This is a genomic window from Mesorhizobium sp. B2-1-3 (assembly GCF_006442495.1).
In the GTDB taxonomy this organism is placed as follows: domain Bacteria; phylum Pseudomonadota; class Alphaproteobacteria; order Rhizobiales; family Rhizobiaceae; genus Mesorhizobium.
In genome coordinates, this window is the sequence record NZ_VFWL01000003.1 from 58,696 (window position 1) to 83,750 (window position 25,055).

General features: G+C 59.7%; 25 protein-coding genes and 2 pseudogenes. 22 read left to right on the plus strand and 5 right to left on the minus strand.

What is annotated here, in order from left to right; translation table 11 throughout:
- Positions 1-132 precede the first annotated feature (132 nt).
- The 14 genes from ccoG to FJ973_RS07415 all read left to right on the plus strand — a co-directional run bounded on the left by ccoG (position 133) and on the right by FJ973_RS07415 (position 14,514).
- Positions 133-1,692, plus strand: a complete 1,560-nt coding sequence (gene ccoG / locus FJ973_RS07345; protein ID WP_140522802.1) for a cytochrome c oxidase accessory protein CcoG — start codon at positions 133-135, stop codon at positions 1,690-1,692.
- On the plus strand, positions 1,689-2,207 hold the full coding sequence (locus tag FJ973_RS07350) for a FixH family protein (RefSeq protein ID WP_140522804.1): 519 nt from the start codon (positions 1,689-1,691) through the stop codon (positions 2,205-2,207). The genes ccoG and FJ973_RS07350 overlap by 4 nt, the downstream gene beginning before the upstream one ends.
- Positions 2,182-4,467 (plus strand): cation-translocating P-type ATPase, encoded by a 2,286-nt coding sequence (locus FJ973_RS07355; RefSeq protein WP_140522806.1) that lies wholly within the window; start codon positions 2,182-2,184, stop codon positions 4,465-4,467. The genes FJ973_RS07350 and FJ973_RS07355 overlap by 26 nt, the downstream gene beginning before the upstream one ends.
- A complete protein-coding gene (gene ccoS / locus FJ973_RS07360) occupies positions 4,467-4,622 on the plus strand; it encodes a cbb3-type cytochrome oxidase assembly protein CcoS (RefSeq protein ID WP_140522808.1) in 156 nt (51 codons plus the stop codon). The genes FJ973_RS07355 and ccoS overlap by 1 nt, the downstream gene beginning before the upstream one ends.
- A 207-nt stretch (positions 4,623-4,829) precedes the next feature.
- Complete coding sequence (gene nirK, locus FJ973_RS07365; RefSeq protein ID WP_140522810.1) at positions 4,830-5,936, plus strand: copper-containing nitrite reductase; 1,107 nt, start codon at positions 4,830-4,832, stop codon at positions 5,934-5,936.
- A gap of 53 nt (positions 5,937-5,989) precedes the next feature.
- Positions 5,990-6,859, plus strand: coding sequence for an SUMF1/EgtB/PvdO family nonheme iron enzyme (locus FJ973_RS07370; RefSeq protein WP_140522812.1), 870 nt, complete (start codon positions 5,990-5,992; stop codon positions 6,857-6,859).
- Positions 6,860-7,744: 885 nt separating this feature from the next.
- Positions 7,745-8,122, plus strand: a complete 378-nt coding sequence (locus FJ973_RS07375) for a hypothetical protein (protein WP_140522814.1) — start codon at positions 7,745-7,747, stop codon at positions 8,120-8,122.
- A 122-nt stretch (positions 8,123-8,244) separates the two neighbouring features.
- Positions 8,245-8,502, plus strand: coding sequence for a hypothetical protein (locus tag FJ973_RS30805; protein WP_181165394.1), 258 nt, complete (start codon positions 8,245-8,247; stop codon positions 8,500-8,502).
- Positions 8,503-8,688: 186 nt separating this feature from the next.
- A complete protein-coding gene (locus FJ973_RS07390; RefSeq protein ID WP_224684583.1) occupies positions 8,689-9,021 on the plus strand; it encodes a DUF982 domain-containing protein in 333 nt (110 codons plus the stop codon).
- A 308-nt stretch (positions 9,022-9,329) separates the two neighbouring features.
- The gene (locus FJ973_RS07395) at positions 9,330-10,040 is read left to right on the plus strand and encodes a c-type cytochrome (protein ID WP_140522820.1); all 711 of its coding nucleotides are present in this window, start codon (positions 9,330-9,332) and stop codon (positions 10,038-10,040) included.
- Positions 10,041-10,049: 9 nt separating this feature from the next.
- Positions 10,050-11,327 carry a cytochrome c gene (locus FJ973_RS07400; protein ID WP_140522822.1) on the plus strand — a complete coding sequence of 426 codons (1,278 nt, stop codon included), beginning with the start codon at positions 10,050-10,052 and terminating at the stop codon, positions 11,325-11,327.
- A gap of 202 nt (positions 11,328-11,529) precedes the next feature.
- Entirely contained in the window at positions 11,530-12,087 is a 558-nt protein-coding gene (locus FJ973_RS07405) for a cytochrome C oxidase subunit II (RefSeq protein ID WP_140522824.1), read from the plus strand.
- Positions 12,077-13,699 (plus strand): b(o/a)3-type cytochrome-c oxidase subunit 1, encoded by a 1,623-nt coding sequence (locus FJ973_RS07410; RefSeq protein WP_140522826.1) that lies wholly within the window; start codon positions 12,077-12,079, stop codon positions 13,697-13,699. The genes FJ973_RS07405 and FJ973_RS07410 overlap by 11 nt, the downstream gene beginning before the upstream one ends.
- Positions 13,699-14,514 carry a c-type cytochrome gene (locus FJ973_RS07415; RefSeq protein ID WP_140522828.1) on the plus strand — a complete coding sequence of 272 codons (816 nt, stop codon included), beginning with the start codon at positions 13,699-13,701 and terminating at the stop codon, positions 14,512-14,514. The genes FJ973_RS07410 and FJ973_RS07415 overlap by 1 nt, the downstream gene beginning before the upstream one ends.
- A 160-nt stretch (positions 14,515-14,674) precedes the next feature.
- Here FJ973_RS07415 and FJ973_RS07420 read toward each other — a convergent pair whose 3' ends face one another.
- A complete protein-coding gene (locus FJ973_RS07420; protein WP_140522830.1) occupies positions 14,675-15,865 on the minus strand; it encodes an NnrS family protein in 1,191 nt (396 codons plus the stop codon).
- A gap of 262 nt (positions 15,866-16,127) precedes the next feature.
- Here FJ973_RS07420 and FJ973_RS07425 point away from each other — a divergent pair, with 262 nt between their 5' ends.
- Together FJ973_RS07425 and FJ973_RS07430 are read left to right on the plus strand one after the other, a co-directional pair.
- Positions 16,128-16,520, plus strand: a complete 393-nt coding sequence (locus tag FJ973_RS07425; protein ID WP_140522832.1) for a hypothetical protein — start codon at positions 16,128-16,130, stop codon at positions 16,518-16,520.
- Positions 16,521-16,663: 143 nt separating this feature from the next.
- Entirely contained in the window at positions 16,664-16,975 is a 312-nt protein-coding gene (locus FJ973_RS07430) for a hypothetical protein (RefSeq protein ID WP_140522834.1), read from the plus strand.
- Between the two features lie 57 nt (positions 16,976-17,032).
- Here the strand turns inward: FJ973_RS07430 and FJ973_RS07435 are convergent, their stop codons facing one another.
- The 3 genes from FJ973_RS07435 to FJ973_RS07445 are packed head-to-tail and all read right to left on the minus strand — an operon-like array spanning position 17,033 to position 19,459.
- Positions 17,033-17,287: a DUF2249 domain-containing protein gene (locus FJ973_RS07435; RefSeq protein WP_140522836.1), complete on the minus strand. Its 255-nt coding sequence runs from the start codon at positions 17,285-17,287 to the stop codon at positions 17,033-17,035.
- 37 nt (positions 17,288-17,324) lie between these two features.
- The gene (locus FJ973_RS07440; RefSeq protein ID WP_140522838.1) at positions 17,325-17,909 is read right to left on the minus strand and encodes a UbiX family flavin prenyltransferase; all 585 of its coding nucleotides are present in this window, start codon (positions 17,907-17,909) and stop codon (positions 17,325-17,327) included.
- Positions 17,906-19,459 carry a UbiD family decarboxylase gene (locus tag FJ973_RS07445; protein ID WP_318013164.1) on the minus strand — a complete coding sequence of 518 codons (1,554 nt, stop codon included), beginning with the start codon at positions 19,457-19,459 and terminating at the stop codon, positions 17,906-17,908. The genes FJ973_RS07440 and FJ973_RS07445 overlap by 4 nt, the downstream gene beginning before the upstream one ends.
- 111 nt (positions 19,460-19,570) lie before the next feature.
- Between FJ973_RS07445 and FJ973_RS07450 the strand changes: the two genes are divergently transcribed.
- The 6 genes and pseudogenes from FJ973_RS07450 (at position 19,571) to ric (ending at position 24,381) form a co-directional block, all read left to right on the plus strand.
- Positions 19,571-20,011, plus strand: coding sequence for a hypothetical protein (locus tag FJ973_RS07450; RefSeq protein ID WP_140522840.1), 441 nt, complete (start codon positions 19,571-19,573; stop codon positions 20,009-20,011).
- A gap of 28 nt (positions 20,012-20,039) precedes the next feature.
- Positions 20,040-20,588, plus strand: a complete 549-nt coding sequence (locus FJ973_RS07455; RefSeq protein WP_140522842.1) for an SCP2 sterol-binding domain-containing protein — start codon at positions 20,040-20,042, stop codon at positions 20,586-20,588.
- A gap of 11 nt (positions 20,589-20,599) precedes the next feature.
- A pseudogene (locus tag FJ973_RS07460) lies at positions 20,600-21,583 on the plus strand (peptidase U32 family protein).
- A gap of 4 nt (positions 21,584-21,587) precedes the next feature.
- Positions 21,588-22,190, plus strand: a complete 603-nt coding sequence (locus tag FJ973_RS07465; protein ID WP_224656235.1) for a U32 family peptidase — start codon at positions 21,588-21,590, stop codon at positions 22,188-22,190.
- A gap of 318 nt (positions 22,191-22,508) precedes the next feature.
- Positions 22,509-23,038 (plus strand): annotated as a pseudogene (mog, locus tag FJ973_RS07470) (molybdopterin adenylyltransferase).
- 647 nt (positions 23,039-23,685) lie between these two features.
- A complete protein-coding gene (ric, locus tag FJ973_RS07475) occupies positions 23,686-24,381 on the plus strand; it encodes an iron-sulfur cluster repair di-iron protein (protein ID WP_140523391.1) in 696 nt (231 codons plus the stop codon).
- 234 nt (positions 24,382-24,615) lie between these two features.
- On the opposite strand, the gene FJ973_RS07480 is transcribed toward ric, so the two are convergent.
- A complete protein-coding gene (locus FJ973_RS07480; RefSeq protein ID WP_140522844.1) occupies positions 24,616-24,975 on the minus strand; it encodes a hypothetical protein in 360 nt (119 codons plus the stop codon).
- Positions 24,976-25,055 lie beyond the last annotated feature (80 nt).

The window sequence follows — 25,055 nt, forward strand, 5'->3', positions numbered from 1 at the left end:
CGGCCCGGCCAGTCCGGGCCTCAATTTTTTCGGCATTCCTCGATTGACCTGCATCAACGCGGGTCTGTCCATGCCGCGGCAAGGTTGTCCAGCGCACTCAAAGTCACGGTCTGCGCGCAAGTGGAGATACTCGTGCTGGACAAGACGCAGATAGAACGGCTGGAAGCCGAGGCGGTCAATTCCGCCAAGACCCGTCAGCCCCTTTACGCTGCGCGCAAGAAAATTTTCCCAAAGCGCGCCTCAGGCAACTTTCGCCGCTTCAAATGGCTGGTGATGGCGATCACGCTTGGCATCTACTACCTGACGCCGTGGCTGCGTTGGGACCGCGGTCCATTTGCCCCGGACCAGGCCGTGCTGCTCGATCTCGCCAATCGGCGCTTTTACTTTTTCTTTGTCGAGATATGGCCCCAGGAATTCTACTATGTGGCCGGCCTTCTTGTCATGGCCGGCGTTGGACTTTTCCTGATTACCTCGACTGTCGGCCGTGCCTGGTGCGGCTATGCATGTCCGCAGACCGTATGGGTCGATCTGTTCCTTGTCATCGAACGTGCGATCGAGGGGGACCGCAACGCCCGCATGAAACTTGACGATGGTCCCTGGACCGCCCGCAAGCTGATGCTGCGCGTATCGAAGCACGCCGTCTGGCTGGTCATCGGTGCGGCGACCGGCGGCGCCTGGATTTTCTATTTCGCTGATGCACCGACACTTGTGGGCGAGCTTTTCACCGGTACCGCCGCGCCTGTCGCCTACATCACCATCGCCGTGTTGACGGCGACCACCTACACGTTCGGCGGCCTGATGCGCGAACAGGTCTGCACCTATATGTGCCCATGGCCGCGCATCCAGGCAGCCATGCTCGACGAGAATTCGCTCACCGTCACCTACAATGACTGGCGCGGCGAACCGCGCTCGCGTCACGCCAAGAAGGTGCAAGCCGCAGGGCAGTCCGTCGGCGACTGCGTCGACTGCAATGCCTGCGTTGCGGTATGCCCAATGGGGATCGACATTCGCGACGGCCAGCAGCTCGAATGCATTACCTGCGCGCTGTGTATCGACGCCTGTGACGGCGTCATGGACAAGCTCGGCAAGGAGCGCGGGCTGATCTCCTACGCGACGCTCTCCGACTACAACGCCAACATGATGCTGGCGACCGCAGGCGGCTCCAGTTCAATCAATCCGTCGCTGGTCAGGACTGCCGTCGGCACCTTCTCCGATCAGGTGGCGCATTTTCACATTCGCAAGATCTTCCGGCCGCGCACCTACGTCTACATGGGCCTGTGGTCGCTGATCGGGCTGGGCCTGCTCTATTCGCTGCTGACGCGCAATCGGCTTGAGCTGAACGTGCTGCATGACCGCAATCCGCAATTCGTCACGCTATCCGATGGTTCCATCCGCAACGGCTATACCGTCAAGCTGCTCAACATGATCCCTGAGCCAAGGACCATCGCCGTCACCATGCAGGGCCTGGAGGGTGCCGACATGGTCGTCGTCGGCGACGACATCCCGGCCGGCCGGTCTTTCGCCGTCCCGGTCGAACCCGACCGCCTGAAAACGTTGAAGGTCTTCGTTCGCCAGCCGGCGGACCAGATCCACGCCCCGGCCCAGACCTTCAAGCTCCGTGTCGAGGACAAGGCGAGCTTCGAGTCGAACGAGTACACCGCCACATTCAACGCGCCAGAGGCCGCCAAATGACCGCCAATGCCCAAAAGCCTCGCGAATTCACCGGCAGGCACATGCTGGCCATCATTCTCACCTTTTTCGGGGTGGTCATCGCGGTCAACCTGACCATGGCCACGCTCGCCAATACGAGTTGGACCGGCCTCGTCGTCGAAAACACCTATGTGGCCAGCCAGCAATTCAACAAGGAGGCCGAGGCCGGCCGCGCCCAAGCAGCGCTCGGTTGGACCGGCAAGCTGACCATCGCATGGGGCGAAGTCCGCTACGGCCTCTCCGACGCAGCCGGCAAGCCGGTTCCTCTGCACGGCGTCAAGGTGCTGTTTCGTCATCCCGCCTACGAGAAAGAGGACGAGTCCGTCACGCTCGCGCTTGCCTCCGGCCAGGAATTCGCAGCGCAGCATATGCCGAAGGACGGTGTCTGGATCGTCGAAGTCGACGCCGATGCCGGCCAGGCACGACCCTATCGCGACGTCCGCAGGATCATGATTTCTCATGGAGGCTGCAGTGAGCTGCTGTGCACCGGGCGCTGAAATGGCGCTAGATCTGAACGGCGCCACATCGGTCCTGCCATCCAGCCAGGAGATCAGGTTGGCGAGCCGATCGCTTGGCGACGATCTTCGGCAGACCGACCTTTCAGTGCCGACGGTTCATTGCGCCGCCTGCATCCAGACGATCGAAGCGGCACTTGGAAGGCTCGATCACGTCGAAAGCGCGCGCGTCAACCTGTCGACGAAACGGGTCGCGGTCCGGTGGCGTGGAGACGAGGTGCCACCCTTCGTCGCCGCGCTTGGCAGGCTGGGCTACGAGGCGCATCTGTTCGCACCCGAGATCGACGACAAGGACAAGACGCTTGCCGAACTGATCCGCGCAGTCGCTGTTGCCGGCTTTGCGGCGGGCAACATCATGCTGCTTTCGGTTTCGGTCTGGTCCGGCGCCGAAGGTGCTACCCGCGACCTGTTTCACTGGGTCTCGGCGTTGATCGCCATTCCTGCCCTCGCCTTTGCCGGCGGCATCTTCTTCCGTTCGGCCTGGAATGCTCTGCGCCATGGTCGCATGAACATGGACGTGCCCATCGCGGTCGGTGTTTCGCTCGCCTACGCCATGAGCCTCTATGAGACGGTCAATCATGGCGACCACGCCTATTTCGACGCGTCGGTATCGCTGCTGTTCTTCCTTTTGATCGGACGCACGCTGGATCATGTGATGCGGGAGCGTGCCCGGACTGCCGTGAAAGGCCTGTCTCAGCTGGCCGCGCGTGGCGCCATGGTGCTGCGCGGCGACGGCGCGCGCGACTATTTGCCGGTCGGCGAGATCGAACCAGGCATGCGATTGTTGATCGCAGCCGGCGAGAGGATCCCCGTCGACGGCAAGATCATCCAGGGAACGTCGGATTTCGACTGCTCGCTGGCCTCGGGCGAAAGCACGCCGAAAAACGTGGCGCCGGGCGAAGCAGTACAGGCCGGCGTGCTCAATCTTACCGGCCCGCTGATGATTCAGGCGACAGCCGCCGCAAAGGATTCGTTCCTGGCGGAAATGGTCCGGCTGATGGAGGCCGCCGAGGGCGGTCGCGCGCGCTATCGCCGCGTCGCCGATCGCGTCTCGGCGCTCTACGCCCCGGTGGTTCATCTCACCGCCTTCTTGACATTCCTGGGCTGGATGGCGGGGACCGGCGACTGGCACCGGGCCGTGACGATCGCCATCGCGGTTCTCATCATCACATGTCCATGCGCGCTCGGCCTCGCCGTGCCGATCGTTCAGGTGGTCGCAGCACGACGCCTGTTCGAGAACGGCATCATGGTCAAGGATGGTTCGGCCATGGAACGCCTGGCGACAATCGACACGACGGTGTTCGACAAGACCGGCACGTTGACCCTTGGCCGGCCCCGGCTGGTCAACGCTTCGTCGATCGATCCAGGCATGCTGGCGATCGCAGCCGACTTGGCCGCACATTCCCGTCATCCATTTTCAAAGGCCATAGCCGGCTTTGCCATTTCGAGCCGGCAGCACAAATTCGATGCGGTGACCGAGCAACCAGGTTTCGGGATCGAAGCCACCGACGCCGGAACCATCTGGCGTTTGGGTCGACGCGGATGGGCCGGCTGGAAGGCTCGCACTGGCGGCGAAGGCAAATACGGCTACGGCGGAACGGTGCTGACGAAAAATGGCATGATTGCCGCATCCTTCGTTTTCGAGGATGCGCTGCGCGCCCACGCCAGAGCGGCCGTCCAACGGTTGGACGATGCCGGGGTATCGGTGGAAATGCTGTCGGGCGATACCGCTAAAGCCTGCGCCGAGGTTGCGGACGTGCTGGGTGTCGATAACTTCGTTCCCTGCCTGCTGCCGTCCGGCAAGGTCGAACGCATCGAGAGTCTGGCGAGAGATGGGCACAAGGTTCTGATGGTTGGCGACGGGCTCAACGATACGCCGGCGCTGAGCGCGGCCCATGTCTCGATCGCACCGGCCAGCGCCGCCGATATCGGCCGGAATGCAGCGGATTTCGTTTTCCTGCGCGAAAGTCTTCTGGCCGTGCCTCTCGCGCTGGACATCTCGCGGAAGGCAGGAAGCCTGATCCGGCAAAACATCGCCATCGCGATCGTCTATAATGCGGTCGCGGTACCGATCGCCATCCTTGGCCACGTTACGCCCTTGATAGCGGCGATCGCCATGTCCGCCTCATCGCTGCTTGTCATCGGCAATGCGCTGCGACTGCGATCGTCGAAACCAATCTCACCGGCCAGCGATATTCGCCACGATAGGCTGTCCAACTCCAACGAACGGGTCGGACCGTAATGACCACACTGACCTACCTCATACCTGTCGCGCTGTTTCTTGGAGCGCTTGGCCTGGGGGGCTTCCTGTGGGCTTTGAAAACTGGCCAGTACGAAGATCTCGACGGAGCCGCCGAACGGATTCTGATCGATACGGAAGATAAAAGCGGCCGCTGATATTCAAGAAGTGGCCCGTGACGGCGCATCCTTGCAGAAAACGGCGACGCCAAAATTCTCCACTTCAAATAGTGACACATAAGATCGCTGCGTTCCGAGCTGTTGTTTCCGCGATTAACATCACCAATTTGCGCCAACGCAAAGAAACGCTAGGTCAGGTCAGGTAGTTTCTCCTCATCCACAATGGTCGAGAGACAGGAGATTGACATGATTACGCGACGCGAAGCCCTCTTCGGAGCAGCGTTTGGCGCTGCCGCCGTTGCGGCGCTGCCCGCATTGTCGGCAACGGTTACAAAGGCAGAGGTGCGGGGGCTGCCCCGCGAAAAGATCATGCTCGTTGCGCCGCCTTTTGTGCATTCGCATGACCAGATTGCCAAGGGCGGACCGAAGATCGTCGAGTTCACCATGACAATCGAAGAAAAGCCGATCGTCATTGATGCCGACGGCACAAAGCTCAACGCGATGACCTACAACGGCTCGATCCCCGGCCCGCTGATGGTCGTGCACCAGGACGACTACCTCGAGCTGACGCTCATCAATCCTGAAACCAATTCGCTTGCCCACAACATCGACTTCCACGCCGCAACCGGCGCTCTGGGTGGCGGCGAGCTCACGCTGATCAACCCCGGCGAACAGGTGACCCTGCGCTTCAAGGCGACGCGGACGGGAACGTTTATCTATCACTGCGCCCCTGGCGGCGCGATGATCCCCTGGCATGTCGTGTCTGGGATGAACGGCGCGGTCATGGTGCTGCCGCGCGACGGCTTGAGGAACGACAAGGGCGAACCGGTCAAGTACGACAAGATCTTCTACGTGGGCGAGAGTGACTTCTATATCCCGCGCGACGAGAAGGGCAACTTCAAGAGCTACGAATCCGCCGGCGACGCCTACGATGACACCGTCAAGGTGATGCGCGGGCTCATTCCCACGCATGTGGTGTTCAACGGCAAGGTCGGATCGCTCACCGGCGACAACGCCATGAAGTCGAAGGTCGGCGAAACCGTGCTGATCGTCCACTCACAGGCCAACCGCGATACGCGGCCGCATCTGATCGGCGGCCATGGCGATTACGTCTGGGAACAGGGTAAATTCGCCAACCCGCCGGCCAAGGATCTGGAAACCTGGTTCATTCGTGGTGGTTCCGCGGGCTCGGCGCTCTACACCTTCCTGCAGCCGGGCGTCTACGCCTACGTCAATCACAATCTGATCGAGGCCGTGGAGCTCGGAGCGACCGCTCACTTCAAGGTCGAGGGCGATTGGAACGACGACCTCATGACGCAGGTGGAAGCGCCCAAACCCGTCGCCATGAACTGAACGGCCCTCGCATTTGCCCGGACAGTGATCCTGTCCGGGCTTGGACAAGAACTATGTCGGCTTTCATCCTGAAGCTCGTGCCAATGGCCGTGGTGGCCGCAGCGGTAGCGGTAGGACTCTCGATACAGGCCGCCGATGGCCAGCGACAGCCCCACGCCATTGCCACAACGGTTAGCCTGTTCCCCGGTTCGATCACCTATCCGATGCCCGGCGAGTTCCTGAAGAACGGACGACCGCAAACCAATCCCAAGGTCGAGCAGCAACTCAACGGTCCGCTTGAGATCATGACTTATCAGGTCAGCGCAGCCGACTATACGGATTGCGTGTCGGCTGGGGCCTGTCGGCCGGCGGAGGAGACCCGCTCAATCCCGCATGACGCACCCGCAACGACAGTGAGCTATCTCGACGCCGTTGCCTACGCCCGGTGGTATTCAGAAGCAACAGGTGACCAATGGCGGCTGCCCACCGACGAGGAATGGGCATTTGCGGCAGCTGAGCGGTTTGCAGGCGAATTCGAAGGTGTCGAAAACGATGCCAACAACCCTGCCAGGCGTTGGCTCACCAGCTACCAGGCAGAGCTTGACCTCAATCGCAAACCGGACCCGTTGCCCAGGAGCCGGGGTTCCTTTGGTGTGAATTCGCGTGGCTTGGCCGACTTTTCCGGCAACGTGTGGGAGTGGACTTCGACCTGTTATGTCCGCACGACGCTGGCCGAAGACGGAAGCGGGGTTGTGAGCGCGGTCGACAATTGTGGCGTCCATGTCCTTGAAGGCCTTCACAGAGCCTATATGTCGAATTTCGTAAGTGACGGAAAAAGCGGAGGCTGCGCCGTCGGCTTGCCCCCCGACAATCTGGGATTCAGACTGGTGCGAGGGCATCGTGGATGGGCCAACCGTTTCCTTAGCTATCTCGGCATTACCTGACAGTCAGGAGCAAGTGCTGCGTTCTGGTTTCGTCGGTCGATTGCTGCTCCGGGCTCACGGTGTCTTTGGCCTCATCTATGCTGTTCGATAGATCAGGATAAAGCCGGCAAAAGCCGCCATCCGGCCAGCACCCGCCGCTCCAGTTGGGGACGAAGGCGATCAGAATTCCCAGTGATCCCGCAAGAAGGACGGCTACGAAGATGAACAAAGGCGCCATTTCCAGCTTTGAACTCTCGCCCAGTGTGCCCGAGCGCTGGTCATCAGAGCAGGTGTCAAAGCGCCCACCGCACCCGTTCCGAGCGCGCATAGCCCGGCAGCGGTCGGCACCATGGCAGGAAAGAAGATCGGCGCCGAAATGAAGGCAACTTCAACCGGCACGAGGCCCATGCAAGATGGAGGACCAGCGCAGCCCACGGTCGCCACGCCTGGCGGATAGCGGCCACGGCCATAAACAGTCCTGAGGCGCTGTCGTCATGAGCGGTCGACCACGTGCCCAGCGCGACGGCCGAGATGACTATTGCCACGATGTCGAGTTGGGCAAATTGTGTCGGCAGCCGGTCGTGTCTTGGCGGACGAGCCAGTTGCGCGTGAAACTCGGAACGATCCTTCCGCCGATGAACGAGGGTGGTTCACCTTGCGTCAATAGGTGAAAAGCTCGTCCTCTTCGACCTCCATGAGTAAGGAACCACATAAGCGTCCCGAAATTTGCCGAGGATTTGGTGGCCGTCTTGAACGCGGTTGATCGCAAGCGAACGCTTGGCAACGCTTGATTGATCCTTCGCGCTCAAACATTCCCGGCCGCTTTGGTTCGGGTGTTGATTTGCTTTGTGGGGTCCGTTCAACAGGGAGTAAATAAATCCTTTCGAGGGGGAGGAAGCCCCATGCTTGCAGCGCATACAGACATCGCGCGCGGCCATCGAAGCCACCTTCCTGCTGCGGCATCGCTCCTTTGCTGAAAGAGCCGCATTTCGGCGCGATATTAATCATACCCGAAGCGTAACCACGGCATCACACGACCTTCTGAGACGGCTTCACCAGTCCCAGAACGATGACACCGTCCGACCTTGGGAAGATGCAGACCCGGCTCCCCTTACCATCTCAGCGTTCGATGCCGATATTCTCCGCGCTGTGTTCCGAGATTTGGTCTCGGGAACGAACGCGCCCGAGTGTCAATGGCGCGATCTGGCTAAGAGCCTGGTACTCGAATACGTCGGGTGCGTGCCGGTCGAAGTTGGCTTGGTGGATTGGATCATCAGCAAGTAGTTGTCCCTGCCGGCGTCAGTTTAGCCTGAATGACGAAGCTCAGGGCTCTCGGGCGCTTTCTGGCCTTGGGAACCATCCAGGGCACCCGGAGTTCGGTGCTGAACTACTCGTGCAGACCGACCATGGCAGAACTCGACAAAGCCCGGCAGCAGGCCATAGCCCACCTTGTTCGCCGGTGGATCAAGACAGAGGCGTTCCGCCGCCACCTTCGCCAGTTGCTGGGGCTGCGGATAGACCACGATCTCCCCCAGGAGCATCGGTCCCTGCTCGAAGAACTGAGACGGAAATACAGCGAATGGTCTCATGGCCCCAAGGTACGAACGGAAAAGAGACCCCAAGGGGTGGACGGTGGTCGACCAAAAGACCGGGAAACCCGCTGAACCCGAGGGTCACCCAGCGGTCGGCCTTGAGGTCACCTTACGCGACGGACCTCGTGATGCTCCTGAACGCCTCTGAACTCAAACGCAGGCTCTCCTATCGGAGCGTCAGCTGATGGCCACCTTGATGGCCACCCACTGGTTCACCCCACCGGTCCCGTCAGCGGCAACCCGTCAGGCATGACGTACATGGTCAGCAGCGTAGAGGCTGCCGCCGAGCATCTCCTTCAGTGGAGTAAGCGTGGCCCTAAGTGGAAACAAGCGGTGCGCGCTTGCTGGGCCGCTCTGGCTGGCCAAGCGACACCTCAGGAAGGCTCGAGAGTGCTTCAAGCTGGCTGCTATCGAGGAGGGGAAATTCCGAGGTGCCCCATTAGGGGGCTGACTGAGCAAGGAAGGCCCGCTGCCGGAGGGACGGACAACGGGCCTCAAGCGGCTGCATCCTCGGGGAATCGAACACTCTGCAAAAGCAACCTGTACGGCGCAGAATGGTTCCGCATGGAGTTGCCGGTTCAAGCGGGTTAGTATGAGCTAGGATCCTTCGGTCTGGCTGACAATACGCGTCGATGCCCCAGAAATCGCCTGGAGAAACCCCAAGCTGCCCCGCCCGTTTCCGACCCCGCGTTTCTGCCAAACACTGCGGTTCAGGCTACCTTTCCGGCTCAAGCTCCATCTGCTTCGTCTCGTCCTCTCCAACGCGCTCCTCGACCCGTTTGCGGCAATTTCCGTGGCCCATCAGCTCATGTCTGTGAAAACAAGCGAGTTGCCGCTGCGGGGGTTCCATATCCTTGCTGTCTTGGTTATGGTCTCAGCCAGGCCGATGGAGCTTAGGTATGAGCAACCCAATTCCGCTCGCTGTTGTTGCGTCTCTGTTGCTCACCTCCGTCTCCGCACTTTCGCAAGACAATCCGCCAAACAACGCTCCAGACACAATGGAAGCTCGCGTGCAGGCCTGCACCATTTGTCATGGCGACAAAGGCAAGGGCACCAGCGACGTCTATTTCCCGCGACTGGCGGGCAAGCCATCCGGATATCTCTATAATCAGTTGCTCGCGTTCAGAGCGGGACGGCGCCATTATCCGCCGATGAACTACTTGCTCGAATTCCTGCCGCAGTCCTATCTCAAGAAGATGGCGGACTATTTTGCCGACCAACGGCCGGCCTTGCCTGTTGCCGCGCCCCCCGACGTCTCGCAAGACGCTTTGATGCATGGCAAGGAACTGGTGACACATGGTGACTCAGCGCGCTCCATACCTGCGTGCGCGAGCTGTCACGGCCCTTCGCTTACGGGCATGGAGCCTGCAATTCCCGGCCTTCTTGGTCTGCGCCCAGCCTATGTAAGCGCTCAGCTCGGCGCCTGGCGCTACGGGACCCGGACGGCGACTGCTCCTGATTGCATGCAAGTCGTGGCAGGGCACCTTACGGAAGATGATGTGAGATCCGTGGCGGCGTGGCTGTCTTCCCTGCCGGCCCCGCCGAATGCCGCGCCAGCCCCGAAAGGCACCTTCACATTGCCCTTCGATTGTGGAAGCCAGCCGAACTGAGAGGACGCTATGCTGAAGCCCAAAGTTCTCGTCGGCCTCCTGGCGTTTTCAGGCGCGGTTTCGTTTGCCGCCCTCAAGCTGGACGACGCCGCCTGGGCGCAAGAACGGACATTGACAAACCCGGCGGCCACTATTCTCAAAGGCGAGTATCTGGCACGTGCCGGAGATTGCATCGCCTGCCATACGGCGCCCGAAGGCAAGTTGTTTTCAGGCGGCCGCGCCATGCTCACCCCCTTCGGCACACTCTACACTTCCAACATCACACCGGATCCTGAGACCGGTATCGGCCAATGGACGGCCGACGAGTTTTACAGGATGATGCATACCGGGCGTTCACGGGATGGGGGATTGATCTATCCGGCAATGCCGTTCGCCTCCTACACCAAGGTGACCCGGGAAGACAGCGACGCGATTTACGCCTATCTCAAGTCTGTCGAAGCGGTGAAACAGCGAAACCGGCCCCATGACCTCAGTTTTCCATACAACAACCGATCACTAATCCTTGGCTGGCGTACCTTGTTCTTTACCGAAGGCGAATATCAGCCCGATCCAAGCAAGTCGCAGGAGTGGAATCGCGGCGCCTACCTCGTCGAGGGGCTCGGGCACTGCGGCATGTGCCATACGCCGATCAACGCCCTTGGAGGCAACTCTCAGTCCGACGCCTTCAAGGGCGGTCTTATCCCGATGCAGAACTGGTATGCCCCATCCCTCACCTCGAACAAGGAAGCGGGGCTCGGCGACTGGAGCATCAAGGACATTTCCGATCTGCTGCGCACCGGGGTCTCGAACAGGGGCGCGGTCTACGGGCCGATGGCCGAAGTCGTTTACAACAGCCTCCAGTATCTCAGCGACGAAGACACGCGCGCAATGGCCGTCTACTTGAAGAGCATCGCTCAGGACAGCGCCCCCGATGTCGCTAAACCTTCCGTGCCGCCGAGCGAAGGAAGCCTGCTGATAAGCCTTGGCAAAACGGTGTACGATCAACGATGCGCAAGCTGCCACGGCGCGCGAGGCGAAGGGGCTCCGCCACATTACCCGCCATTGGCCGGCAACCAGTCCATCCAGATGCAGTCGGCGGTGAACGCGATCCGGATGGTACTGAATGGCGGTTATCCTCCCGGCACCGCCGGCAATCCGATGCCGTATGGCATGCCTCCGTTTGCCGGCACTTTGTCAGACAACGAGGTGGCGGCGGTAGTCACTTATGTCCGCACCTCGTGGGGCAATCGGGGAGCAGCGATCAGCCCGTCGGAAGCAAACCAGCTGCGCTCTGCGACATTGAATTGAGGGCCGGATGATCAACTCTGATGAGCCGACAGGCGCAGCCGGATCCGAAAAGGAGGCACTGGAGCGGATATTACGATCGGGCCCAGGCGGAGCTTTTCTCCTCGCCGGTATTACGACCGCCATTGTGCTTGGCATGTGGTTGACGTTCTACCTACTCGTATTCATCCCCCACGCCAATCCTTAGGGCTTCGAGGCTATCCAGATGACCGAGGATCCTGTTGACCATGCCGGGGCTGCGATTCGCGCCGAGAAAAACTGGGCAATAATCGCGGTCTTGATCATCGCCTTCCTCGCCGGCATGGCGGCCTTCGCCGGCATCCATCAGGCGACGATGCCGCAGGCGCGGGTGGAGACCGCTGATCCAACCACGCTTCACATTTCGGGTGAGTTCGTCGAATCCAACCTTGGTAGCGCCATCGAGCCTGACGGTTCAGTAACTGTCCGGGCAATCGGGCAACAATACTCCTTCGCGCCACAGTGCATTCTCGTCCCGACTGACACGACGATAACCATCCGCGCCACCAGTGCAGATGTCATCCACGGCCTTCTTATTCAGGGGACGAACGTCAACACCATGCTCGTCCCCGGCTACATTTCCGTGCAGAACGCCCGCTTCCGCAAGCCGGGCGAGTACCTGATGCCATGCCAGGAATATTGCAGCTTCGGGCACGAAGGAATGTGGGGGAAAGTCAAGGTCATTGACAAAGCCGAGTTCATGACCATGGCAACCAAGCAAGAGAGGGTGAGCTGTGTTAAATAGCCGGCGACTGATACTTGCTCATTTTTGGCTTGCGTTTGCGGTTTTTGGGCTCGCGCTTATCATGGGCGCCTGGCAGATGTTCATTCGAAGCCCGCTTCATACCTGGATCACCAATCCGGAATGGTATTATCGCTCGCTGACGGCCCACGGAACCATTATGGGTTACGTGTTCCCGACGCTCGTGGCCATGGGCTTCGGCTACGCCATTTCCGAAAGCGCGCTCAAGCAACCACTCATCGGACGGCGATGGGCCTGGGCGGGCTTCTGGCTGATCGTGATCGGCGCAGTGACGGCGATGGTTCCCGTGTCGCTTGGCCGCGCATCCGTACTCTACACGTTCTATCCGCCGCTGATTGGGAGCCCATTCTACTATATCGGCGTCGTGCTGGTGGTGCTCGGGTCATGGATATGGGTCGCACTCATGTCCATCAACCTGAGGATCTGGAAGCGAAACAACCCGGACGCGCCGGTGCCTCTCGCCATGTTCGCCAATGTAGCGGGCGCATATCTTTGGGCCTGGACGGCCGTTGGAGCGGCGCTAGAGCTTTTGTTCCAGATTTTGCCGGTAGCGCTCGGCTTGAAATCGACCATAGACGCTGGGTTGGCCCGCGTCTTCTTCTCATGGACGCTTCATGCCATCGTCTATTTCTGGCTGATGCCTACCTATATCGCCTATTACACGATCGTGCCGCGGGCCATTGGCGGGAAGCTCTACAGCGACTCCATGGGCAGGATTGCCTTCATCCTCTTTCTGGTCGTTGCGATGCCCATCGGCATCCATCACGCTTTCGCCGATCCGCAGGTCGGCGCCGGCTTCAAGTTCATCCATTCGGCGTTCACGGCGCTTGTGGCCCTGCCGACCCTGCTGACTGTTTTCACGATCTGCGCATCTGTCGAAATCGCAGGTCGCCTGCGTGGGGGCAGAGGACCACTGGGATGGATCGCTACATTGCCGTGGAACAATCCGATCATGCTGGCAACGGCATTCTCCTTCGTGCTTCTGGGTTTCGGCGGCGCCGGAGGCCTCATTAACATGAGCTATCAGCTCGACACCACGATCCACAACACGCAGTGGATAACCGGCCATTTCCATCTGATCTTCGGCGGCGCGATCGTGATCATGTATTTCGCCATCGCCTACGATCTATGGCCACATCTGACGGGGCGCGCGTTCATCGACTTCCGCCTCATGCGCCTGCAGCTCTGGCTATGGTTTCTGGGCATGATCATTACAACTTTCCCGTGGCATTATGTTGGTATATTAGGCATGCCTCGCCGCATGGCTTACTTCGATTATACCGACCCCGGACTTGCCTCCGAAGCGATGTCAGTGAGCATGTCGGCCTTTGGGGGGCTGATCCTGCTGATCTCCGGCGCGATCTTCATTCTCATCCTCATACGAGGCCAGCGCGCCCCGGCGATGGATGCGGGCGAATATCGCTTCAGCACGGCCGTCCATGCTCCCGTTTCTGTGCCCGCTGCCCTTAACAGCTATGGCCTTTGGCTGGCACTGATGATCGGGCTCACTGTGACCAATTATGGGTTCCCAATCTTGCAACTCGCGTTCAGGCAGGGCACCTCTGTTCCGGCTGTCTACATTGGAGCCCGATAATGTCGACGGAACGCCTCTTCTCAGCGACAAACCCTTGGGTCAGGTTGAGTATTGGTATCACGGCCGCGCTGGTGGTCTTGACAGCCCTTGGCGGCTTCATCCTGCTTCCCTATGCACAGTCTGATCTGAAGCTGGCTGGCTTGTGGGACGCAATATGCAGTGCTGCCGGCATTCCCAAACTGACATCGGGTGCCAGGACCGTTCAGCCCACGTTCAAGACCTCGGACGTCATCATGACGTCAGCCATGCTCGCCAATCCTTCGAACGAGTCGATCAACCGCGGTGCGACGCTCGCTCAGCAATGCGCGATATGCCATGGCCCGACGGGCGTCAGCCGCGCCGATTCGCCCAACCTCGCAGGGCAATACCCAGCCGCCATATACAAACAGCTAAAAGACTTCAAATCGGGCGCGCGCGTGAACGCCGTAATGAGTCCATTCGCGCCTCATCTTGCCGACCAGGACATGATCGACCTCGCGGCCTATTATAATTACCTGCCGCGATTGCCTGCCTATCATCCCTCGCAAAAGGTTCCTGCGCCTCGCATCGTCATCAATGGAGCCCCAATGCGCGGAATTGCGCCTTGCGGCTCGTGTCACGGCAGTTTGGACAACAAGGCCGGCAGTCCGTGGCTCGAAGGCCAGTCGGCCGTCTACATCAAAGCTCAACTGCGCGCTTTCGCAGACGGAGGTCGTCGCAACGATATTAGCCAGCAGATGCGAAATATTGCACGCGCAATGACGGACGATGAAATGGAGCAAGTAGCACAATACTACGCATCTCAACCCCCGGATAAGTATAAGCCGCAACCTTGAAGGCGTTCAGCAGCGTGGGTAGCATCTTCCACTGGACCGAACCGGCGGCCCTATGCTGTCGCAAAAATAACTTCACGAATTGGGTGTGAAGGCAATCGGCAGCGACGGCATGGCACCCTCGGATCAGCTCAATCAGGCGCGCTGCGGCATTGATCGTCGCTTAGGATGTGGAGCGGCAGTCTGGCTTCGTCTTGCGCAGGATGAGCATTCTACGGAATGCTGTGACAAACAGACCGAAGGCGACAACCCACATTGCTCCCGAGAGGTTGGTCAAGCCTGTCCCGTAGTCCGGCAACAGTTCGACGAGGAGGCGCGACAGGCAGCAAGTCGTCATCGCTATGAACGCACCGGTCGTCGGAGCCGAAGACGCGAAGGCGCGGTGGCTATGCTTACGGATCATGCTCGCCATGATAGCGAGGGCCATCGTGCCAATGGCGCCGATCGTCCATGCGTGGACCGCAGCCGCCTGTCCCAGCCACTCCGGTGCTAGAATGTGGATCGCCAGAAGTCCGAAACCCACGATGATCCATCCATATCCTATGTGAAGGGCAAGAGCCGTCGCCGAGGCCGCGCTTCGCCAACCATTCCATTGGGCGGCTCGCATGGTCTGACCGCAGGCGGCGAGCGCGCAGGCAACGCCGGTGAGTTGTGCCTGCGGCGCAACAACCCACAAACCAAGGGCGCATGCCGCAATAGCCGCTGCCGCGTATTCCAAAACGGCAGAACGGTTGACGGAGATTCGACCGCCCGCGCTCTCGACATAGGCCACCGTCAACGCCGGGACGACGCGTCCTCCGATGATCATGACAAGTCCGACGATCGAAGCCAAGGCTAGCCGCAGCGCAAATTCTACTTGGTAGGACGCCGCCGCAAGTATGTTGCCACCACAAAAGGCGAGCAGCAGAAACAATATCTTCAGGTTGCGGCGGTCGCGGCTCGCGATCACCCGTCCCGCCGCAATCAAGAGGAGCGTCAGCACCAAAAACGCATAGAGGGCAAGCCCGGCCGAATGCGACAGAAACAGGAAAGTCCCCCGGCTGCACAGCCATAGGGCGACGAGCAGACGCGTGGTAAGTGGCGAGACTGCGCGTCGTCCTGTCCATCGAGGCAATGCCGTCAACAGAAAGCCAGTCAAAATGGCTGGAACCATCCCGAAAAGAAGCACGTCGCGATGCCAATCGCCGGGAGATATCCCGGTCGGGCCGATGGCCTGTATTCCGAACGTTGACGGCAGCCAGACCGCCGGGCCTACAATCGCGTCCAACCCCGCGATTAGAAAGAATGGCCGAAACGGCGCCGACATCCGCCTCTGCTTCGCGTCGAAAATAAGCACACTCCCGTCGGCGGCCATGCGACAATTCCTCTACAGGGATGACTGACACGACGTCCTCGTGCCGCTTCTCAACTCGCAAGATCGGCGGTCGGAAAAAACTCAATGCGAAGGCAATACCGTCGATGATCGGTCTACGTGTTTGCTCCAGCGCAAACAGGCAGCAAAAATAGTCGCTTATAATCAAAACAATTTTCGAGACCGCGTCTGCCGATTGGCAGGGCGCGCGTCGTCTGTTCGCGTTGCGACCGGCTGCGAAACGTCTGCCCTAGGAGCGAAGAAGATGAAACAAAACGTTCCATTGAGTAGTATTGACGACTGTTCCCGGCGCTTTGCTGGCATGGCCGTTGTCGGCAGGCTGGCAAATTTGATCAAGGACGCCCGGCTCGATTGTGAGTGCCGTTCCAGACTCGACGAGACGCTGGCGCGATTTACGGCTCTGGAAGTGCGGCGCGCGGCACGCGAGCATCTTGCCAACGCCCGCTGTCAACGCGAGCGCATCGAAGCCATTCTCTTCTTCCTGCAGGATCTCGATGAAATGGGCGCAGCCGAACGGGATCGCAGCGTCTACATGGATCTCGCTCTCCTGTTTGACGACATCGCGAGCACCGCAAAGGAGGGTGCATTTTCGATGCGGCAACTCAGTTTATCTGCGGTGCAGACGGGCCATAGGTGATCAGCGGCAAGAACTGGTGAAGGCTTCAGGCGACCCTGCTAACCTGGTTCCGCCGATCGCGGTCCAAAACAGAGCCCGCGGCCACCTCCGACAGGGTGAAACTCAACACATTTCACAACGGAGAAATCGCACTGAAGAAATGCATGATGCCAACAATCGCCATGGTCCTCTTCATCGCCCCGGCGCTTGCGGCGGGAATGCATTCCGGCACTCATGACGGCCATGAACTGATGGTTATCGGTCAGCCGGGCATGGCGGCCAAAATAGATCGTACCATCGCGATCAGCATGGTCGAGAACGAAGATGGATCGATGGCGTTCGATCCGGTTTCAGTCACCGTAAAAAGAGGCGAGACGGTGCGTCTGGCCTTCACCAATGAAGGCGAATACGACCACCTGATACGGGGTCATTATGAGCTTGGAATGAAGGGGGCCCTCACGGTCACTGCCACCTGAGTCTTGAGTGACCAGATCGGTCGATCGGCGTGTGCGACCTCTTCGTAGAGCTCGACATCACTGCGCAGGTTGAGGTCTTCCTATCTCGATCAGCCATTCTGGTGGCCCCGGTCTAAGGCAAAGCCAGATGTGTTCGCCAGCAAAGAACGCTTCGAACTGACGCCTGAGTCTATCAGGATCAAAATCGAGAACGACCACGAATGTCTGACCGGGTTTGAGTCCGTCGAACATTGACAATACAGCGGACTGCTTCCTTTCAGGTGGAAGTTTCCGTACGTCATATGTCGCGCCTTTCGACGTCTGCAAATTCATTGCTATCCTTGCACGTTGAGCCAATCCATCAGGATGATCACGCGGCGGCGACTTTCTTTTCGCCCCAACGCGTGAGCTTGTCGCCCGGGTCAACGCCCGCCCAGCCAATCAGTCGGGCAGCCATCTCGACTACCATTTCCTCGATCGAGGCAAGCTTGACATAGAACGGCGGTACCGGCGGTGCGATGACTGCGCCCATCCGTGCTAGTCTCAACATCGCGTCGAGGTGCCCTTCATGGAGCGGCGCCTCGCGTGGAACAATGACCAGCCGGCGCCTTTCCTTCAGGACGACATCGGCGGCCCTGGTGAGAAGATTGTCGCCTAAACCGTGTGCCATAGCTGCCAAGGTCCGCATCGAACAGGGAACGACGATCATGCCATCCGTTCTGAAAGAGCCGCTGGCGATTGGTGCGGCGAAGTCCTGATAGGAATACGCGCGGTTGGCGACGGAGGTCAGTTGGGCAAGGCCGTCGGTGCCGAGCTCATGTGGGATCGCCAATCGCGCGCCCTTGGAGACGACGAGATGCGTCTCCACCCCGGCCCTGACCAACTGACGTATGGTCTCCAGCGCGAGCACGGAGCCGGATGCACCTGTCACACCGATTATCAGCCGTTTGGTCATTGTTGCCCCTGAGCGGTCGTCTGCGAAACAAACTCGTTCCATCGTTGAGACACCTGCTCCTCGATATGAGTTGACATCGTCAGCTCCTTTCCCCATTCGCGAGAGGTCTCGGACCCAATCTTGCGCGTCGCATCGAACCCGATCTTTCCCCCAAGCCCTTCGAGGGGTGAGGCGAAATCGAGCTGGTCGATAGGGGTTCGGTCCACCTGCATCAGATCGCGCGAGGGATCCATCCGGGTGGCGACCGCCCACATCACGTCCGGCCATGATCGAATGTCGATATCGTCATCCACCACGATGACAATCTTGGTCATCGAAAACTGCGGCAGCAGGGACCAGAACCCCATCATCACGCGCCTGGCCTGTCCGGCATACTTCTTGGCGATCGAGATGACCGCAATCCTGTAGGAGCAGGCTTCCGGCGGAAGCCACACATCAACGATTTCCGGTATCTGCTGGCGCAGGAGTGGCTTGTACACATCGAGCAGTGCCTCGCCGAGAACCGAGGGCTCGTCGGGCGCGCGCCCGGTGAACGTGGTCAGGTAATTTGCCCCGTCGCGAACGCGAACGCGCTTGAGGTTGAATACGGGGTATCGCTCCGGCGTGTTGTAATATCCCGTGTGATCGCCGAAAGGGCCCTCCAGCGCGGTTTCTGTTGAAGAGACGGCACCTTCAAGCACGATTTCCGCACTGGTTGGCACGTGAAGCATGATGCTCTTGCAGGGCGCCAATCCGACTCGGCGATTATTGATCATCCCGGACAGTGCCAGCTCCGACACGCCTTCAGGCGCCGGCATCACCGAGGCGATCAACGTCGCGGGATCTGCCCCGATGACGACCGCCACCGGCATCTCAAGCCCCCTCGCCTGCCATATGCGATGGTGGGCTGCTCCACCTCGCATGGGCAGCCATCTTACGATGGCACGATCACGGGCTAGCACCTGCATCCGGTATATGCCCAGATTGTATGTGCTCGGGTCGTCCTCGCCAGGCGGGCGAGTAATGACCACTGGCCATGTTATGAGTGGGCCTGCGTCTCCCGGCCAACAAGTCTGGATGGGAAGAAGCGAAAAATCCGGATCGGCGTCGCGCCACTCTCTGGGCGGGGAGACGATCTTCGGCCGCGCCACGAGTGCACCCCGCGCCGCAGGCAACATCTGTCGGGCCTGACGAAGGTTCTGTGGAGCCTGAGGCGATCTCATCCACGCAAGGAGCGCGCCGAGGGTTTCCAGACCGTGAAGGTCGGTGCCAAGGCCCCAGGCTACACGTTCCCGGGTGCCGAAAAGATTTGCGACGACGGGAAAGGCTGACTTGACGCCGCGATCGTCGACAGGCGCCGTAACGCGGAGCGCTGGGCCTTTCGAGGCAATCACCCGCCTGTGTATCTCGGTCAGTTCGAGCCGTGTCGAGACAGGGATGCCAACCTCACGAAGCTGCCCGTTCCGATCGAGGAACGAAAGGAATGAGCCAAGATCTGAAAACAAGGGAAGGCAGCGGTGATGCATAGCGAAATCCGGCCCGACCGGTTCGTCGGCGATCGATTTTGCCATCAGGGCTGACGAAGAACTTTGCGCTAGCGCAAAGAGCGAACGATCCGTCCCCGCTATTTTTCCCTTCTCACATCATTTCCGAGGAAGGCGATCGAGCCAAAAGGATTTCACATGGCAGGCAATCTCATTAGCGAAACTGTCGAAGCTTTGCGGTCCGTAATTTCCCTTCTCGCGGATCGCCGGCAGAGCATGGCAGCGACAAGGGACTTTTGGGCAATGGGTTTGGATGAGTGTACAGGCATCCTGAATGGCATCGGTTTGTCACGAAGCGAATTCGATGAAGCCATGCGGCTACCCTACGCTTCGCAAGACCTGCTTTCTTCCGCGATGCGTTCGATTGACATCGATCCTGACAGCTTTCAATCGCTGGAAGCCGCGCACCGTTTCATGTCACGCATCTGCATCGCCTGCCAGCATCGCCGCCAGTGTCATGGCCACCTGGCCGCCTTCGATTTCGAAAGCCACTATCAGGATTTCTGTCCCAACAGTGTCAATTTCGCGGACTTGCTGGCAGACGGACGCAGGAAGTCGATGGCCGGAAGGGCCTGCTGAACGAGCTCATGTGGATAGGATGTACTGAATGGTGACGATCAGCACGGAACCGACGTTGCCGGCGGTCATTCGTCATCTTTTCCCACCTTTTGCCGGACTTCCCCTCGGGCCGTTGCTGACGCTATCCTTGCGCTCGATGGCTAGGCGCCAGCCCCGATTGTTCGACCGCCTGGGCGAACATCGAACAGCTTGCGATTTCATCGACCCGGTCGACCTCGCCTTCGCATTTACCGTCGTACCGGACGCAGAGCGTTCGATCGTTCGTGTCGTCAGGAGAAGTGAGGCCGCGACATCAAACGTCCAGATCAGGGGACCTCTTCTGACACTCTTGAGCCTGCTCGACGGCACGCTGGATGGCGATGCGCTTTTCTTCAGCCGGATCATCTCGATCAGCGGCCGCACGGAGGCGGTGCTCGCGCTGAGGAACACAATCGAGGACGCCGAGCTTAGCCCCGCGGACCTACTCGGCCTGCGTGGCTTCCTGGCTCGTCTCGCCAATACGGGCATTCTCGGCGCATTGAGCGTCGCACGCCAAATGGCCAATCGAAATTCCAGACGCGAGGCGCCAGAGGCATGACAAGCGGACGCATGGAACTTGTCTGCCCGGCCGGAACCCCGCCTACATTGAGGGCAGCCGTCCAGGCAGGCGCGGACGCAGTCTATTGCGGATTTCGCGACGAAACGAATGCCCGGAATTTCCCCGGGGCTCAACTTCTCCGGGGAAGAACTGGCCGAGGGCGTCCGCTTCGCGCATAACCACGGCAGCAAGGTTCTCGTCGCCATCAATACATTCGCGCGTGTCAACGATGTTGGCCTGTGGAAAAAGGCAGCGGATACCGCAGCCGAATGCGGCGCAAATGCCATCATCGCGGCGGACATAGCCGTCCTTGATCATGTCGCCAAGAACCATAAACAAATTCGTCTTCATCTGTCGGTACAGGCTGCGGCAGCAACGCCGGAAGCAATCGGATTCTACGCGAAAAGTTTCGGAGTTCGTCGCGTCGTGCTGCCGCGGGTTCTTTCGGTTCAGGAGATCGCGGCGCTCAACCGCGCGATCGACGTGGAGACGAAGCATTCGTGTTCGGCGGCCTTTGCGTGATGATCGAAGGCCGATGCTATCTTTCTTCATACGCGACGGGAAAATCGCCAAATCTGAATGGCGTCTGTTCGCCACCCGAAATGGTGAGTTACGACGACGAGCCTAACGGCACGGCAGCACGGCTTTCAGGGTTCACGATCGACCGCTACGAGTTCGGCGAGCCAGTAGGCTATCCCACTTTGTGCAAGGGCAAATTCAAGGCCGGCGGCAAGACCTCCTATTTGTTCGAGGATCCCGTCAGCCTGAACGCTGGCGGGATGATTGCCGGGCTGAAGGCCGCCGGCGTAACCGCCTTGAAGATCGAAGGACGCCAGCGCGGCAAAGGTTATGTGACGGAAGTGGTCCGCGCCTTCCGGAAGGCCGTTGACGCGGTCGAGCAAGGCGGCGACGCCATTGAGATCGATCGGATTCTTGCTGGCCAGTCGGAAGGTTCCCGGCAGACGGCAGGAGCGTACAGCAAGAAGTGGAGATAGCACCTTGTCCGCAATTGCGTTGACGCTTGGGCCGGTCTTCTTCCACTGGTCGCCCGACCGCCTCACGGACTTCTACCGCAGGATCGCGGACGAGGCTCCGATCGACCGGGTCCATATCGGCGAAGTCGTCTGCGGCAAGCGGATGCCGTTTTCCGACCCCGTATGGCCTGAGATCATCGAACGCCTCGAGCGTGCCGGAAAGGAAGTGGTGCTGTCTACCCTGGCAGCACCGGCGACCGTTCGGGAACGCAGAAGCATCGAGGACCTCTGTGGCGACGATCGGCTGATCGAGATCAACGATGTCACCGCCCTGCCGTCACGCTCCGGCAAGCCTTTCGTGACAGGTCCGTTCCTGAACGTTTATAATGGGTCTTCCGCGCAATTCCTCATTCATCGCGGTGCCAAAACCATATGCCCGCCAGTGGAATTGTCGCTCGCCGCCGTCGGCGCCATGGCCAGCGCATGTCCCGAGGCGGATTTCGAGATTTTCGCCTTCGGTCGGCTGCCGCTCGCGCTTCCGGGCGATGCTATCATGCGCGCATTTACGGCCTTCACAAGGATTCGTGCCAGTTTACCTGCGAGAAAGACCCGGACGGTCTTGCCGTAGACACGCTCGACGACCAGCAGTTCCTCGCGATCAATGGCGTGCAGACGCTCTCCAACCAGGTGCAGGCCTTTTGCCCCGCACCCGCGGATCTCGCCTCCAGAGGCGTCCGGCGCATCCGCCTGTCTCCGCACACGTGCGACATGATCGAGGTGGCAAAGACGTACAGAGCTCTTGCCAATGGGAGAGAGGATCGCGAGGGGGCCCGTTTTATTCTCTCGTGCCTCGATCTGCCCGGCACGCTCGTCGATGGATACGCCCATGCCAAGCCCGGATGGCAAGCGACCGCTTCGATCTGAAGGTGGATCTCGAACAGAAAAAATGACCCAGATTGCAATCATTACAGTGTCAGAACGTGCAAGCCGCGGCGAATATCAAGATCTTGGCGGGCCTGCCATCGAGCGCTGGCTTCGACGTGTCGTAGCATCGCCTTGCGTCTTCATCCGCCGCATAGTCCCTGACGGCGTGGAAAGTGTCCGGAATGTGCTCATCGAGCTTTGCGACCAATGCGGCGTTGATCTTATCCTGACGACTGGAGGGACCGGTCCATCTCCAAGGGATCTTACCCAGAGGCAATGCAGCAAGTCATCACCAAGGAACTTCCCGGTTTTGGCGAACTCATGCGGCAGGCCAGCATGCGGCAAGTCCGCACAGCCATTCTTTCACGTCAGACTGCGGGAGTCCGCGGCCATCCGCTGATCATAAACCTGCCAGGCAAGCCGGCTTTAATCGACGTATGCTTGAACGCCGTCTTTCCTGCCGTGCCTTACTGTCTCGAACTGATCGGCGCAGCGCCAATCATACCCGAGCGATGTTCGGATGATCCCGTGTCGACAGCGCTTTTAGATTAAGAGCTGCGGACAATCACCTGATCCATCGGATCGTAGCTGCGAGAGGGCGACAACGAGGGAATTCCTGATTGTTTTCTCAAGCGAGTTGCGATGCGTCACACCTGTTTGAGCTTTGAGAAGCAACATTCGACCAGAGTGGCTTGGCGCACCGCGTGTTTGCGATCACATGGCGCAGGCGATCGGCATCGTCGGCCATTGCGACTTTGGCTGGCCGCCGATCAGAGCATAAGCCTGCGGCCTTTGCGCGACGGCCGGATGAAGCGCACCGGATGCCCTCATGCCTCCTGCGGCTGAAACAGCGGAAAACTCTGTTCAATCGCCGAAGACATCGGGCCTATCACGCTAGGCGATCAGGTGCGCACCCCTGCCCGGACACGCAGGATCCGAACTTGATAAATTGCTATGTTCTTTGAGCCAAATGCCCTGAACTCAGCCGCGCCGCACGCACTCAGGCTTCCCGCTGGGAGGCTGACGGCGACAGCTTGGTGATCTGCTCCTCTTTGTTCCAGCGCAAAGACGCGGACCTTTATCTGGGCAATTCATGGTCCAACGGTTGGCACGATTTCGTCCTCGAGACATTGCGTCGCGTCGAATGGGCCCGCTTCAAGTTTCAAAGCCGTTGTGTCGAAAATGCATGGAGCTTCGTCATGAACACCCAATTCCCAGTTCCAGAACTATGGGAACGCACGGTCGGCGACATAGCCGCAACGCTGCCTGGCGCCACCGCCGTTTTCCGCAAATTCAAGATCGACTTCTGCTGCAATGGCGATCTCACCCTCGATGGCGCCGCGCACCGGCGCGGAGTCGATCCCGACGACCTTGAGCGCGCGTTGGAGGCACTTGGTACCGACACTGCGGGTACAGCGGCGCCGGCTGCGATGGACAGCGATGAACTGATCAACCACATCGAAGCCTGCTACCACGAAGCGCACCGGCGCGCTCTGCCCGAGCTCATTGCACTGTCGCGTAAGGTTGAGGCGGTGCATCGCGAACATCCGAAGGTGCCGGCCGGCCTTTCGGATGCGTTACGGCAGTTGCAGAGCGAACTGGAGCAACACATGGCCAAGGAAGAGGCCATTCTGTTTCCAGCAATGCGGCAGTGGGGCAAAGGCAAGTTCGATATCCCGATTTCGGAACTGCGGCACGAGCACGACGACCAAGGCACCTTGCTTCGGCTCCTCGAAAGCCTCACCGGCGACTTCGTCACGCCCGACGGAGCCTGCCGCTCCTGGCAGGCGCTCTACGTCGGCACGGCTCAGTTTGCCGAAGACCTGATGGAACACATCCACTTGGAGAACAACATCCTGTTCCCGCGGTTCGCGGCAACGGAAGGCCGCGTCTAGCCGCCTAACGTCGACGACGACTGCAGCTACGCGGATCGCATAGCGAATCCTCGGCTGATGGTCTTGGTACTGAGGTAGCCACCGTGTTGTCGTCAGCACCAACTCGCTGTGGACCAACGCGCCTTTCCAGTTCGTCCAACCTGTCCCTGATGTCGTTGGCATCGGCCAGGTCTTCGCCCTGCCCTATCCTAGTTTGGCCTGATCTCACGACGGCCAATGGCGTGGCGGAAATGCCTAGTGGCGGTCGCTAAAATAGCTACGGGCTCGCGATAACACTTCCTCAGCGGTGACCGCATCGACAAATTCCACGCCAACGACACGACCCTCGGCCTTCTGACGGCATATGCGCTCGAGCAAGCCGACACAGCTCGATCTATTTCCGATTATAATCCATTTCTTCCGAGCTTCCAGAAAGCCAAGAACCTCCCCGAAGAAATCATCGTCTCGACGTTGGCCTTTCTGACCATCATGCGTCAGCCGCATGTCACCGATGAATTCAGGTTCTCCAGCGACTGACGGCGTTGCAGCGTCTTCAAAAAGGAACACTTTTGCTGTTCGGAATTCCAGCCACACAACAGCGTGATCGATTGACATGCCCTACCCCAGCTATCCTACGAGATATCCGGTGTGGGCGCTTGCCGCGCATTTGATATCGTTCGGCGGCATCGGCAGTG